This is a genomic window from Providencia sp. NPDC089933 (genome assembly GCF_049545585.1).
In the GTDB taxonomy this organism is placed as follows: Bacteria; Pseudomonadota; Gammaproteobacteria; order Enterobacterales; family Enterobacteriaceae; genus Providencia; species Providencia huashanensis.
In genome coordinates this window covers 82,082-95,636 of record NZ_JBMWDT010000017.1, presented here as the reverse complement: position 1 = coordinate 95,636, position 13,555 = coordinate 82,082, and the positions used below count along the sequence as shown (strand labels likewise).

The 13,555-nt window shown below is 38.0% G+C and carries 12 protein-coding genes; 5 read left to right on the top strand and 7 right to left on the bottom strand.

Annotated elements, in window-relative coordinates; all coding sequences use genetic code 11:
- The coding region (locus tag ACPEH5_RS19735) for a hypothetical protein (RefSeq protein WP_247602569.1) at positions 1-1,005 on the top strand (1,005 nt) is incomplete at its 5' end.
- Positions 1,006-1,216: 211 nt separating this feature from the next.
- Here the strand turns inward: ACPEH5_RS19735 and ACPEH5_RS19730 are convergent.
- The 3 genes from ACPEH5_RS19730 to ACPEH5_RS19720 form a co-directional block, all read right to left on the bottom strand.
- Positions 1,217-2,038, bottom strand: coding sequence for a helix-turn-helix transcriptional regulator (locus ACPEH5_RS19730; RefSeq protein WP_042845028.1), 822 nt, complete (start codon positions 2,036-2,038; stop codon positions 1,217-1,219).
- Between the two features lie 905 nt (positions 2,039-2,943).
- Entirely contained in the window at positions 2,944-3,306 is a 363-nt protein-coding gene (locus ACPEH5_RS19725) for a nitrous oxide-stimulated promoter family protein (protein ID WP_042845026.1), read from the bottom strand.
- A 296-nt stretch (positions 3,307-3,602) separates the two neighbouring features.
- Entirely contained in the window at positions 3,603-3,815 is a 213-nt protein-coding gene (locus tag ACPEH5_RS19720; protein WP_042845025.1) for a DUF465 domain-containing protein, read from the bottom strand.
- Positions 3,816-4,080: 265 nt separating this feature from the next.
- Here ACPEH5_RS19720 and eco point away from each other — a divergent pair, with 265 nt between their 5' ends.
- Complete coding sequence (gene eco / locus ACPEH5_RS19715) at positions 4,081-4,557, top strand: serine protease inhibitor ecotin (protein ID WP_042845024.1); 477 nt, start codon at positions 4,081-4,083, stop codon at positions 4,555-4,557.
- 44 nt (positions 4,558-4,601) lie between these two features.
- Here eco and ACPEH5_RS19710 read toward each other — a convergent pair whose 3' ends face one another.
- Positions 4,602-5,039, bottom strand: a complete 438-nt coding sequence (locus ACPEH5_RS19710) for a universal stress protein (RefSeq protein ID WP_042845023.1) — start codon at positions 5,037-5,039, stop codon at positions 4,602-4,604.
- A 300-nt stretch (positions 5,040-5,339) separates the two neighbouring features.
- Here ACPEH5_RS19710 and ACPEH5_RS19705 point away from each other — a divergent pair, with 300 nt between their 5' ends.
- On the top strand, positions 5,340-6,269 hold the full coding sequence (locus tag ACPEH5_RS19705) for a cation diffusion facilitator family transporter (RefSeq protein WP_187550098.1): 930 nt from the start codon (positions 5,340-5,342) through the stop codon (positions 6,267-6,269).
- A 210-nt stretch (positions 6,270-6,479) separates the two neighbouring features.
- Positions 6,480-7,520 (top strand): galactose-1-epimerase, encoded by a 1,041-nt coding sequence (locus ACPEH5_RS19700; protein ID WP_423727141.1) that lies wholly within the window; start codon positions 6,480-6,482, stop codon positions 7,518-7,520.
- A gap of 129 nt (positions 7,521-7,649) precedes the next feature.
- Here ACPEH5_RS19700 and ACPEH5_RS19695 read toward each other — a convergent pair whose 3' ends face one another.
- The 3 genes from ACPEH5_RS19695 to prpB all read right to left on the bottom strand — a co-directional run bounded on the left by ACPEH5_RS19695 (position 7,650) and on the right by prpB (position 11,231).
- Positions 7,650-9,104: a bifunctional 2-methylcitrate dehydratase/aconitate hydratase gene (locus ACPEH5_RS19695; protein ID WP_071548271.1), complete on the bottom strand. Its 1,455-nt coding sequence runs from the start codon at positions 9,102-9,104 to the stop codon at positions 7,650-7,652.
- Positions 9,105-9,117: 13 nt separating this feature from the next.
- Positions 9,118-10,281, bottom strand: a complete 1,164-nt coding sequence (gene prpC, locus ACPEH5_RS19690; RefSeq protein ID WP_042845018.1) for a bifunctional 2-methylcitrate synthase/citrate synthase — start codon at positions 10,279-10,281, stop codon at positions 9,118-9,120.
- 62 nt (positions 10,282-10,343) lie between these two features.
- Complete coding sequence (gene prpB / locus ACPEH5_RS19685; RefSeq protein ID WP_042845017.1) at positions 10,344-11,231, bottom strand: methylisocitrate lyase; 888 nt, start codon at positions 11,229-11,231, stop codon at positions 10,344-10,346.
- A 244-nt stretch (positions 11,232-11,475) separates the two neighbouring features.
- Here prpB and prpR point away from each other — a divergent pair, with 244 nt between their 5' ends.
- Positions 11,476-13,056: a propionate catabolism operon regulatory protein PrpR gene (gene prpR, locus ACPEH5_RS19680; RefSeq protein ID WP_240133595.1), complete on the top strand. Its 1,581-nt coding sequence runs from the start codon at positions 11,476-11,478 to the stop codon at positions 13,054-13,056.
- Positions 13,057-13,555: the final 499 nt, after the last annotated feature.

Here is a 13,555-nt window from a genome sequence, read left to right as displayed (position 1 = left end):
GCGGCGCAAAATGCATTATCGAAACAGTTTACTGACAGCGAGAAGCAGCAACTTGCGCTGCAAGCGCGTTTGCAGAAAAATGAGCAGGATTACGCCACGGCACAGGCGCAGTTAAAACAAGCCAACGCAGAGCTGCAAAAACTGCAAGCGAACGTGGAAAAACAAACCGCTTTGATCGGTCAAGCAAATGATAAACAGATTAAAGAGTTAACTGCTGATCTAAATAAACAAATTACCTTGTTGAAACAAAAGGAAGTTGCTTTAACGAAGTTAGATGCAGAGAAAAAATCAATTCAGGGAGAATTGGCGACTCAACAAAATGAAAGTAAAAAGCTTGAGCAGCAACTCACTGATGCAAATAAGCTTATCAGTACTTTGAAAGTGGATTCACAAAAAGAGTTGGCTGCAGCCCAAACAAAATTGAAAAAACTGCAAAGAGAATTAGATTCGCTCAATTCTGTAACCGGTGATAATGCATTAAAATCACAAATAATGGATTTAAATCGTCGCATTACTCAGTTACAAGTTGAAAACGATGCGTTAAAAGCGAAGGGAAGAACAAGTTCAACAGCAGGTTTAGCTGGAAGAGCCCTTCCTAGTAAAGATTTAAAAGTAATAGCTGCAGAAAACGCGAAGAAAAACCAGAAAATAATTGAGCAAATTACCGCTCAAAAATACAGTAAACTTGATAGTAATACCTATTATAAAATTATTCAGGCCGGCTCACCGATAAAAAATGTTAAGAGTAAAGATGTTACTTTTATTATGAGGGAGCAACTAACGGATGGTAAGGTTACTGTAATGTATACTGAGCAAAACCCAGTCACATTACCTTATGACCAGTTACCGACACCGTTGAACTCATTTGTTGAACGGGCTGGAGAAGGCGGAATGGTTAAAGTGTACATCAAACCAGAAGGCGGTTATGGCGTTGAAGGGATACCGGGCGAAGTGCCACCTAATTCAATGTCTATTATTGATTTGAAAATTATTAAAGCTAAATAATTTAGCGGCTACCTAAGATTATCTTGAGAAGTAGTTTGTCATTAAAAGGCAGGCTACTTTTTTTATGGTATCAGTAATCTAGGGGGGAATTTAGTCAGTGGATGTTAATTAGAAAGGGGGACGACGGAGGGTGCCTTTCTGCCAGTTTATAGTTAAAGCTAAAATTTCTATAACTGACAGGGCATGTGTCTATGCGCGATATGCTGCGATATTAAGCCGCTATTCTTGATCTGCTAGGCGTATATCCAAACCGCTTGCGATAAGTTTGTGTAAAGTAGGATTGACTAGAAAAGCCAGCTTCCATTGACACTTCCACAATACTCATTGCAGTGTTAACTAATAATTGGTGTGCATACATAATTCGTTTTTCGCTGATCCATGAGCGTGGTGATGTAGCATATACAGTATGAAATAATTCTTTAAAGGTCGTTAACCCCATACCAAACGTTCGTGCAAACTCGCTTAATTTCCATTCTTTAAGGTAATTGGCTTCCATAAATAATTGCAAACGTTCCGCTTGTCGGCTACTGAGTTGCCTAAAATTAGATAATAATAAAGCGCCTTGCTCACTGTAGCTTAATAATAAGAGTAATTCACTTACACGAAGGGAAACAATTACTTCAGGATATTCATGATCGATAAATGAGTTCAGGCTATTTTTAATATCATCAATTAATGAATATGAGGTAAATTTAATGATGTCACTTGAGAATGTCTCATTTCGCTCTATTTCGCTTAATTGAGAGCCATGTGTTGCAATAAAATCACGTAAAAACTTATCATCTAAAGCTATCCAAAGTAATTGGCAATCTACTGAAGGATCAGTCATTTGCAAGGAATATGAACCTTGCTTATGATATAAGATATCCCCTTCGTTTAAGGTTTGTAAGTTAGCTGGAGTTTCTAATAATAGTGAACCTTTCTCTACAATAAAAATACCTTTTGTCGCAAAATCCATAATATTATGAGACATACTACTATCTACACTTATTCGTTTGATAACCTGTTGGTTTAAGTTACTTTCAATTTGCATAATTGACACCTTATTAATCTCATTTAAATATTCCAAATGTAATTAGCGAAATTAAACATCACGCTATTTCTTCTATTGATATCTAAAGTCGCTACTACTAGTAAGGCTGAAATTATATTTATCGATTGTTTTTATGTCACACTGTAAATTTAAATATTAAAAAATGTTTCAAAACATGGTTTTTTCGAGCCTTTCCTTTTATTTGAAAGGTATTTCCGTTGTTTTGTGGGAGGGGATTTTATAATATTCTATATTTTTGTTATTTATCTGAAATATTATTCTAATTTATTAAAGTCATCTGGATGTTAATATTTTGTTGTTTTGTTACGCGTAATGTGAGTTTTTTTCAATTTAATGCTTGTTTGTCATTTTATAGGAATTAGTGTTAATTATAGGTATGTTAATAATGACTATAAAACTCGTTAAAAGTAGTATTGATAAGTTTATTTTATCAATACTAATGTTATTACATTGAGTTATTAAAAATATCAATCACTATGATTGATGTTTTTTATTAAAAGTGGGGTAAAAGGGATGAAATTGAGACATTAATCTTGTTTTTTAATCAATAGGCAAAACTGATAGGTTTGATAGGTTATATAAATATAGATTTTAATAAATAGTTTTTAAGGGTTACTATTTTTTAGATATCCATCATTACTGAAAAAAAATACATTTTATAAATTTTTGCATAGGGCATGGCCTATTAAGGAGATTTTTAGCAACAAATAGCCCACTGAAGAAATTTCAAAAATTACAGTAGGATATTGCTAAAGGGGGGATTATAGATACAAACTGATAATGGTAAGGCTCTTTAATCATTATAAGAAGATTAGTGATAATCTGCCGATGGGGGTTATATTGCTTTTTTAATGCAATGAAGTGGAATCTACTGTATTCGCTTATTATGAACTTTCTTTAGAGTTTGCTCTCTTATTAACCTTAGGTGGCAAATCAGGGACGGGTTTACGGTCATCGAGAAGGTGGCGTATCGCGAGTATTGGGTGATGAATAAGCATTTTTGGGCCAGCCCAACGCATGATTAGCTTCATTTGTTCACGCATTTTTGGTTGGTAACAATGGATAGGGCATTGTTTACAGGCGGGCTTTATTTCACCATAACGGCACTTCTCTAGTCGATTTACGGCATAAAAATAGAGTTTTTGATAATAATCGGGGGCATCATTGGTTGCTGGGTGTGCTTTTTCATAGATTTTTATCATCTTTTCAATTGTTTTAATTTCCCGATTAATACGTTTGCCAGCCATAACAAGTCCTCTATTACAGTAAACATACATTTAATATACAACTTTATTGGTGTAATGAATAGTTAACGATAAATTATTGAGTAATTTATTGATGGTGTTCAAGAAAGCGGTGGATTTTACTGAGGGCTGAAAAAGAGGGTAATAAGCTACCCTCTTAAATAAGAAAGTATTAATAACTTAATGGCGGCTTAAAATATCAGCCAAATAAAGTCATATTAACTGCTTAGCTAAAGTCTCACTTTTTTATAAAAGCGGCAGAGAAAGCTGAGCTAGTATCGTTGTGGTGAAGTGGCTGATCACCTATTCGACAACATTATTTTTTGCATTTCATCTTTAAGATGTAATTTTTCTTTTTTCAGTTTGGCTACGTGTTCATTATAACCTGCGCCTGAAGGGCCCTCGAGCTTACTGATTTCTTTGTCGAGTTGATGATGCTTTTCATAAAGAGTTTGAAAACGGGGATGTGTAGATACTAATTTTGAAACTAAATCTTGATCTGCTGATAACATACTACCTCCTCAGAATGTATTAAGCCTCAAGTTCAGTATAATCAGTGCCTAGCTGTTGTGCATTAAAATAGGGGGTAATTTACATAATTTTTATCATTTTTATGATCACTCTACTAAAATTAAGTATGATTACGTTAATACTGGGGGTGATTTATTTTTTTGTAATTAAGAATCATCCATAGTGATAATTATGGTGTAAATAACTTAACATATAGCCAAGTATGGTTTTTTTAATTGGTTTTATCTTCTGAAATAGGAATAAATAATGAAGAAAGCGATTTTATCTGTAATGGCAGCGGCACTGATTTCATCTTGTGCAGTAGCAACGGAAGAGTTGGAAAAGATCGCGCCATATCCAAAAGCAGAATCAGGTATGACACGTCATGTCATTCAACTTGCCAATCAACAAAATGAAAATGACTTTATGGTTGAATTAGTCATTGGGAAAACCATCAAAGCTGATTGTAACCGCCAATGGTTTATGGGAGATCTGGATAAAAAAACATTGGAAGGCTGGGGATATGATTACTATAAACTAGATGAAGTCAAAGGCCCTGCCTCTACTATGATGGGCTGCCCTGAACCTGCGAAAGACCGTTTTGTTTCCACACAATTAGGCGATGACGCTTTTATGCGTTATAACAGTAAGCTGCCAATCGTGGTTTATACGCCATCAGATATGCAAGTTAAATACCGAGTTTGGTCAACCGATGGTAAGCTAATGGATTCCATCAAAAAATAATTAAAAGAATGCCGCATATTGCGGCATTTTTTATCAGAAAATATTTAACGAATAACAAATACCGAAGTTTTAGCATGGCGCACAATAGCGGATGCAGTAGAGCCCAATAGATAGGTTGAAGTGCTTGGGCGATGTGAACCGACCACAATTAAATCTGCGTTAATTTCTTGCGCATAATCTAATATTTCATCTTTAGCTGAGCCGATACTGACTTTACAGTTAATTTGCTTATCGGAAACTTTGATGTCTTTTATGACTTCTTCAAGTGCGCGCATCGCCAGAATTGAACGTTCAGCGGAATCTTTATGGCTTTCAGGTAGTGCTGCGATTTCAATACCAAAAAACAACTCGACACTAGGGATTACAGACAGAAAGTGAATTTCAGGTGAGCCTAGCTGCGCTAACGCTTCTACGTGTTTGAGGATCTCTTGATTCAATTCATCTTCTAACAAATCAATAGGAACTAGGATTTTTTGATACATAGCTACCTCATTTAGTGTCATTTAAAATTAATTATAGTGGCTTACCTACAATATACTATAAGTTAAATAGAAAGTAACAAATGCTATTAAATGCGCATTTATCGTGTTTTTGCAAGTTTAATATTATTAACTTAATAAAAAGAAAGGGTAATTATTATTAGTTAAAAGCTTTATTTACAATTAATAATGGGACTTTAAACGAAGAATGTGAGAACATACAGAGAAATCATTTTTAACTTATTGATTTAAAAGGTTTATCTGAATGATAATTATTTTGTTTTTCATTAAAGAATATATTTTATGAATATAAAAAATACTTCATCTAATAAAATGAGTGAGTTTGAAACGCAACAAGCAAAATTCAAAGCGGCAAAGAAAAGCACACTAATCAGTGTGGTGGTGAATACGCTGTTGTCGATTTGGCAGATAATCATTGGTATTTTTTCACACTCTTCGGGGTTAATTGCTGATGGTATTCATACATTATCTGACTTGGTTGCAGATTTTGTTGTACTTATTGCGAATAAAAAAAGCCACAAAAAGCCGGATGAAGACCACCCTTATGGCCATTTTCGTTATGAAAATGGAGCTTCATTAATTTTAGGGATTATTTTGTTAGTGGTCGGTGTGGGAATGGTGTGGTCAGCGATTGGAAAGATGTTGAACCCAGCACTGATCCCTGAAGTTCATATGATTGCATTAGTTGCAGCTTTAGTGGCTTTAGTCGCGAAAGAGGGCTTATTTCGTTATATGTTGTATGTGGCGAAAAAAGTGAATTCTAATATGTTAGTTGCCAATGCATGGCATGCGCGTTCTGACGCTGCCTCTTCATTAGTTGTTGCAGTTGGTATTGTTGGTAGCTTATGTGGGTTGCGGATCCTTGACCCAATAGCCGCTTTGATTGTTGGGACATTCGTTTTTCGTATGGGGTTTAAATTCACCAATCAATCGATGCAAGACCTAATGGATAAAGGCGCTGATGAAGAAACATTACAAGAAATTCGCACTGTTTTAGAGGGTATTAATGAGTTATCTGGATATCATGATTTAAAAACCCGTAAATCAGGTGATTTTTTATTAGTGGATGTTCACCTAGAACTTGATGGCAATATGAGTATTACCGCAGGCCATGATATTGCAGTGAATGTGCGGAAAAAATTGATGGAAAACCCGCAAATATTAGATGTTATGACCCATCTTGACCCATATGATAAAAACCATAAGCACTAAACCACCATGAATTAATCTATTTTTATATAAGGCCGAGCTTTTAATAGCTCGGCTTTTTTGTTGCTAATATGAATTAGAAACTTAACAATAAGTTATTGCACTTTATGAGTTACAAATGGAAAATCAGCAGGTTGTTTCCAAACAATATGCATTAATGATGACACCCGCCTAGCGAACTATACGGGTTAATACTGAATAATTGAGGGAAAAATGCAGTTTACTCAAGAACAATGTCAGATGCTCCGAACGCCAAAAGTTATCGCTCTAACCAATAAAAATGGGATGAAAATTATCTTAACGAGCCTCGGTGCCAGTTGGGTTAGCTGTGTAGTGCCTTTAGCGACAGGGAAAAGGGATGTCATCTTGGGAGCCCCCAATATGGCAAAGCATATGGAGCAAGGTGTATACCTCGGTGCCACAGTTGGGCGAGTCGCTAACCGGATTTGTGCATCACAGTTCACTACTAATGGGCAACATTATCGAGTATCGAATAATCAAGGTAATCACTGCTTGCATGGTGGAAAAGATAATTTTAGTTATCGTATATGGGGAATTCTTCAACCTAGTCCACAGAAAGCGGTTTTTGTGTTGACCTCTCCTGAGGGAGATCAAGGCTTTCCTGGTCGTCTCTATATTGAAGTGAGTTATGAATTAACCGAAACAAATCAAGTCATTATCGACTATAAATATCAATCAACAGATTATGGCCCTGTTAACCTCACTAACCATGCTTATTTTAATTTAGCAGGGGAAGACTCGCTAAGAACAGCACTCGAACATGATTTACAAGTGCATGCCGATGCCTATTTGCCAATCACTCATGATGGTATCCCTACGGGGGAGTGGCGTGATGTAACAGAAACCAGCTTTGACTTTCGTCAGGGTAAGCGTATTGGGTTTCATTTTTTACAAGATGAAGAACAACAGCACGTCGGAGGGTATGACCACGCATTAGTGTTAAATAAAACCCTTACGGATGGAGTGCAAACTGTCGCAACACTTGGGTCACCTAATGGGGATGTGAAATTAAATATTGCGACCACTATGCCAGCACTTCAGCTTTATAGTGGCAATCATTTAGTTGCAGTATCAGGAAAAAGCCAGACCTATACAACCTATTCAGGTGTGGTACTTGCTACACAGTTTCCTCCAGATGCGGTAAATCATCCAGAATGGGGGGAGCAATATGATTCACTTGTTCAACCTAACAAAATTTATACCAGCCAAACCTGTTACCAATTTTTATTTTGATACTTATACGTAATAGCCTAATTTTACGGTATTTAATAGATAAAAAAACACCCCAAAAGCCAGACTAATGGCGTCCAACTTTTGAGGTGCTGTTCACATTAGAGGACGGAAACAGTTACAAAAACAATATTAAATAACAAATAAATCCATATATTCATTCACCGGCATTTTTTCCAATAGTGGTTTATCAAGGGATGCTTTAAGAATACGTAGTTGCTGGGCTTCAGGGAATTGTCTTGCCAAGTTTATTCTAAATTTCTGTAATAATAATGGCATTCCCTCTTTACGACGACGTTTGTGGCCGACAGGGTATTCGATTACGACCTCTTCTAGCACTTGGCCATCTTTTAAGGTGATGGTTACCCCATTACTGATCGAACGTTTTTCTGGGTCGTGATAATCCTGCGTGAAATTAGGGTCCTCATAACAGTGCATTTTTGCCCGTAGTTCATCAATACGACTATCATTTGCAATATTGTCTTCGTAGTCAGCAGCGGTGAGGCGACCAAAAATTAATGGGACTGCCACCATATATTGAATACAATGATCGCGATCAGCAGGGTTATGCAATGGGCCTTTTTTATCGATAATACGGATGCATGCTTCATGTGTACGGATAGCGATAGACTCAATGTCTTGCGCCGTTTTGCCTAATTTCAATAGCGTTTGGTAGAGCTGTAAAGCCGCTTCAACTGCTGTTTGTGAGTGAAATTCTGCTGGGAAGGAAATTTTAAATAAAACATTTTCCATAACATATGAACCATAAGGACGTTGAAAAGTCAGTGGTTTCCCATCAAACAAAACATCATAGAAGCCCCATGTTTTAGCAGTCAAAGCGGTTGGGTAGCCCATTTCACCTTTTTGAGCCATTAACGCAAGCCTAACTGCTCGTGATGTGGCATCACCGGCTGCCCATGACTTACGCGAGCCCGTATTGGGCGCATGTCGATAAGTCCGTAAGCTATGACCATCAATCCACGCTTGAGAAACTGCATTTAGGATCTGTTCTCTTTCTAACCCTAACATGTGAGCAACAACGGCGGTTGATGCTACTTTAACTAAAATAACATGGTCGAGCCCCACTTTGTTAAAGGCGTTTTCTAGCGCAATACAACCTTGAATTTCATGGGCTTTAATCATTGCGGTTAAAACATCTCTAATCACTAATGGCGGTTTTCCTTTGCTGATGTTCTCTCTCGATAACCAATCTGCTGTTGCTAAAATCCCCCCTAGGTTATCAGAAGGGTGCCCCCATTCAGCGGCAAGCCAAGTATCGTTAAAATCTAACCAGCGACACATTGTACCGAGATTAAATGCGCCTTGAACAGGATCTAATTGAAACTGTGTACCAGGAATTTTTGTGCCATTAGGTACGATTGTTCCGGGGACGATAGGGCCCAGCAATTTTTTGCAAGCGGGGTATTCGAGCGACTCCATGCCACAACCTAATGTATCTAACAGGCAATGATAGGCCGTATCGTAAGCTAAATCAGAGACAATGGGGTAATTCACTACATAATCAACAATGTCGCTGATCACTTTATCAAATTCAATTTTCTGCGAATTAACGGTTTGAGTTGTCATTATTTTACCTTTATTAGCGCTGTTCTATCGGAGTAAATAGTTGATTTTCAGGGCCAATGTAGTTGGCTGAAGGGCGAATAATTTTATTGTCTTGTCGTTGTTCAAGAATATGAGCAGACCAGCCCGCAGTACGTGCCATGACAAACAATGGGGTAAACATGGCGGTTGGGATGCCCATCAAGTGATACACCACTGCGGAAAACCAATCTAAATTAGGAAACATATTTTTTTCGCGTTTCATCACGGATTCAATGCGGTCAGCAACCGTGTATAAATGACGATTTAAGTTTTGTTCAGATAACTGTAAAGCCACCGATTTAATAATGGGATGGCGTGGGTCGGCGAGGGTATAAACGGGATGACCGAAACCAATAATCACCTCGTTATTTTTTACACGAGACATAATGTCTTGTTCAGCTTCATCCATCGATGCATAACGTTGCTGAATTTCTAATGAAACTTCATTTGCTCCACCGTGTTTAGGACCTCGAAGTGCAGCAATAGCACCGGTCATTGCGGAATAAAAGTCTGTCCCTGTACCTGCAATAACTCTGGCTGCAAAAGTGGATGCATTGAATTCATGCTCTGCGTATAAAATAGAAGCAATATGCATGTATTTTTCCCACTGTGCAGGGGGCTTTTTACCGTGTAATAAATGTAAAAAATGTGCGCCAATAGAGTCATCATCGGTTTGGGTCTCTATGCGGCGTCCATGATGACTAAAATGATACCAATACAGTAACATTGAGCCTAAAGACGCCAGTAAGCGGTCAGCGATATCTCTAGCAGCAGAAAAGGAATGGGATTCTTTTTCTGGAAGGACACAGCCCATCATTGAAACCCCTGTACGCATGACATCCATTGGGTGTGCATTAGCTGGAATGGACTCTAGCGTTTTTTTTACATCGGCAGGTAACCCACGAAAAGATTTTAGTTTTTCTTTATAAGCGACTAGTTCGGTTGCGGTAGGAAGCCTATCGTGGATCAGCAAATAAGCGACCTCTTCAAATTCACACTGAGTTGCTAAGTCATGAATATCAAATCCACGGTAATGTAGGTCATTGCCATTACGGCCTACAGTACAAAGAGCGGTATTTCCAGCCGCGATACCGGAAAGCGCAACAGATTTTTTAGGTTTAAATTGAGATGCTTCAGGGCGATTAAGTTGTTCATTCATCATTTATTCCTTGTAGGGGATAGAGGAGGTGCAACTTGTGTTAAATATGATGGCCTAACGAATTAAGGTTTTTTCTGAGCAAACAAAGCATCAAGTTTTTGTTCATAATCGTAGTAATGAATGCTTTGATAAAGTTCTTCCCGTGTTTGCATAAGAGGAATAACACTTTTTTGGGTGCCTTCTTTACGTAGTGTGGAATAAACCTGTTCTGCTGCTTTATTCATCGCGCGAAATGCAGAAAGCGGGTAAAGCGCAATTGCGATGCCGACACTGCGCAGCTCATCAAGGGTAAACAGCGGGGTTTGGCCAAATTCAGTTAAATTAGCCAACACTGGGGCGGATGTATTACTCGTAAAGCGCTGGTACATGGATAGTTCAGTAATGGCTTCTGGAAATAGCATATCAGCACCGGCTTCTATATAGGCGTGTGCTCGCTCAAGCGCGGCATCTATTCCTTCAACAGCTAAGGCGTCTGTTCGTGCCATAATCACAAAGCTATCATCTGTACGTGCATCAACTGCCGCTTTAATACGGTCAACCATTTCTTGTGTCGAGACAATTTCTTTATTAGGGCGATGACCACAGCGCTTTGCACCAACTTGATCTTCAATGTGCAAGCCTGCGGCTCCTGCTTTACAGAACGATTTTACTGTACGAGCCACATTAAAAGCGGAAGGGCCAAATCCAATATCTGCATCAACCAGTAGCGGTAAATCACACACATCTGTGATGCGACGAATATCAATCAGTACATCATCTAATGTTGAAATACCTAAATCAGGCATGCCTAATGACCCAGCAGCGACCCCTCCACCAGATAAATAGATAGCTTTATAACCTGCTTGTTTAGCGAGTAAGGCGTGGTTGGCATTAATTGTTCCCACTAATTGCAATGGAGATTCTTGCGTGACTGCATCACGAAATTTTTGTCCAGCAGAAATCGATGACATAGTAGCCTCATTAATTGTTAATGATATGTAATAAATTTATTGTAGTGGTAGTCATATAGCAATTGGTATGCCAGTTTGAAAAATAAAAAATATTTTTTATAAAATTATTAGAAATCAATTGATTAAGAATTTATTTAAATTGTGACATTAAGAGCAGATTTTAAATAATAGGCTATTTTGTTTCATTGAAACATTATATTGTTAAATGAAACATAAAATGAAACATGAGAAAGGTATCGTTTTTATGGATAAACCGATTATTTGGACCGTCTCAGTATCGAGATTATTCACGCTTTTTCGGGATATTAGCCCTGAGTTTAGCGAACAAGCTGACATTACCCCATTAAACCTTGGCTTTGAGCAGGCGGCAGAAGCCGTACGTGAGCGTTTAAAAGAAGGGCATTGTGATGCCATTATTAGCGCAGGTTCGAATGGGGCTTATTTGAAAAGTCATGTTTCAGTTCCGGTTATTATTGTCAAAATCAGCGGCTTTGATGTGATGCAATCATTAGCAAAGGCCAGAGAAATAAGCGATAAAGTAGGAATTATCAATTATAAAAATATCATTCCTTCATTGGATGAGTTTCAATCCCGCTTCGGTTTGCATATTGAGCAACGAAGTTATGTGACAGCGGAAGATGCGAGATCGCAGCTTAAAGCTCTAAAAGCGATGGGAATATCAGTCGTGGTTGGTGCGGGTTTGATTATGGACCTTGCCGATGAAATGGGCATGACAGGGATTTTTGTTTACTCGACGCAAACGATACGACAAGCATTTTCTGATGCGATTGAACTGAGCAGATTATCACAGCAAAATAGTCGTTCCCAAGATAAGTATTTGCCCGTTAACCCTACAAAAGTTCGCTATACTATCAATGACTTGATTGGCTCTTCATCCCCCATGGAACATGTGCGGCAAACGATTATGCTGTATGCCCGTTCAGATGCGACTGTACTTATTCAAGGGGACAGTGGAACAGGGAAGGAAATGGTTGCACAAGCAATCCATCATGAGTTTACCTTATTTAATCAACATAAGCGCAGTAAAAAACATATGCCATTTGTGGCTGTAAACTGTGGCGCAATTCCGGAAACATTGCTAGAGGCTGAACTCTTCGGTTATGAAGAAGGGGCATTTACAGGGTCTCGACGCGGTGGTCGTGCTGGGTTATTTGAGATCGCGAATGGTGGAACGCTGTTTTTAGATGAAGTAGGTGAGATGCCAATTGCATTACAAACTCGGTTACTTAGGGTTCTGGAAGAGCGTTCTGTGGTACGGGTGGGGGGGTATAAACCTCTACAGGTGGATGTGAGAGTTATTTGTGCGACACATTGTGATTTAGATAGCTGGGTAAAAGAAGGGCGTTTTCGAGCTGATCTTTTTTACCGACTTGGGGTGCTAAGAATGCGAGTGCCTGCTCTCAATGAGCGCGGAGACGATATTTTGGTGCTAGCTGAAAGGTTATTAAAGCTAGCATTTGCAGGTTTGATGCTGCCATTACCTTCATTTCGGGTCCAGCAATTGTTGGATAGCCGTGATTTTTTTGTCAATTATGCGTGGCCTGGTAACGTACGTGAATTGAGAAATTTAATGGAGCGTGTGGCATTGTATTGCAGCGCTTATCCAGAAAAAGCAATTACAAAAACGATGTTAATGAGTTTGTCACCAGAAAGGCATATCGATGACGGCACTGAAATAGTAACGGAAAATAAACTTGATGAGTCATTAGAGCAAGTGATGGCTCGGTTTAATGGGGACCGCAAAGCCGTAGCTCAGTATTTAGGGATTAGTAGAACAACACTTTGGCGTCGTCTTTCAACTTAAGTCGGTCAGTTATCATTGGCATTGATTAAACACTCTGTAATTATTTTATGAGCTATAAGTTAAGTGTTGGCTATTTTGGAAACGAATCATCTAATGCCTACGCTTATATAAAAAGAAAAAGTGATGGGGTTATTGAATATAAAATAGTTGGGGGTGATTGGTTTTATATAGTCAATATTGTAATGAATAAATTAATAAATGAATTATTTTGTGGGATAGCACTTTTCGCTACTTGGAATATTACTTAAGTTGTATCAAAAAGTAACAGAAACTATTTAAGCTTGTTTTTGTTTAACTTATTGTTTTTAATGTGATAATTTGTTTTTTGTACCAGTGTTTTATCTAAGTTATCCCTCGTAAAAAACGTGATTTTTCTCACATAAATTATTTTGCTAGTCACCATTAGATTTTCTCATTTTAACTTAGCGATTGAACGATCTATATTGCGCTCAAATTAGTCTTACCTTTGTTATTTTACTACTGCACTAATCGCCGAATT

What these genes read in the sequence shown, in the direction of transcription:
- ACPEH5_RS19705 (WP_187550098.1), top strand. Translation starts at nt 5,340, where the DNA reads ATGAATATAAAAAATACTTCATCTAATAAAATGAGTGAGTTTGAAACG.
- ACPEH5_RS19710 (WP_042845023.1), bottom strand. Translation starts at nt 5,039, where the DNA reads ATGTATCAAAAAATCCTAGTTCCTATTGATTTGTTAGAAGATGAATTG.
- ACPEH5_RS19695 (WP_071548271.1), bottom strand. Translation starts at nt 9,104, where the DNA reads ATGACAACTCAAACCGTTAATTCGCAGAAAATTGAATTTGATAAAGTG.
- ACPEH5_RS19730 (WP_042845028.1), bottom strand. Translation starts at nt 2,038, where the DNA reads ATGCAAATTGAAAGTAACTTAAACCAACAGGTTATCAAACGAATAAGT.
- prpB (WP_042845017.1), bottom strand. Translation starts at nt 11,231, where the DNA reads ATGTCATCGATTTCTGCTGGACAAAAATTTCGTGATGCAGTCACGCAA.
- ACPEH5_RS19725 (WP_042845026.1), bottom strand. Translation starts at nt 3,306, where the DNA reads ATGGCTGGCAAACGTATTAATCGGGAAATTAAAACAATTGAAAAGATG.
- ACPEH5_RS19700 (WP_423727141.1), top strand. Translation starts at nt 6,480, where the DNA reads ATGCAGTTTACTCAAGAACAATGTCAGATGCTCCGAACGCCAAAAGTT.
- eco (WP_042845024.1), top strand. Translation starts at nt 4,081, where the DNA reads ATGAAGAAAGCGATTTTATCTGTAATGGCAGCGGCACTGATTTCATCT.
- ACPEH5_RS19720 (WP_042845025.1), bottom strand. Translation starts at nt 3,815, where the DNA reads ATGTTATCAGCAGATCAAGATTTAGTTTCAAAATTAGTATCTACACAT.
- prpR (WP_240133595.1), top strand. Translation starts at nt 11,476, where the DNA reads ATGGATAAACCGATTATTTGGACCGTCTCAGTATCGAGATTATTCACG.
- prpC (WP_042845018.1), bottom strand. Translation starts at nt 10,281, where the DNA reads ATGAATGAACAACTTAATCGCCCTGAAGCATCTCAATTTAAACCTAAA.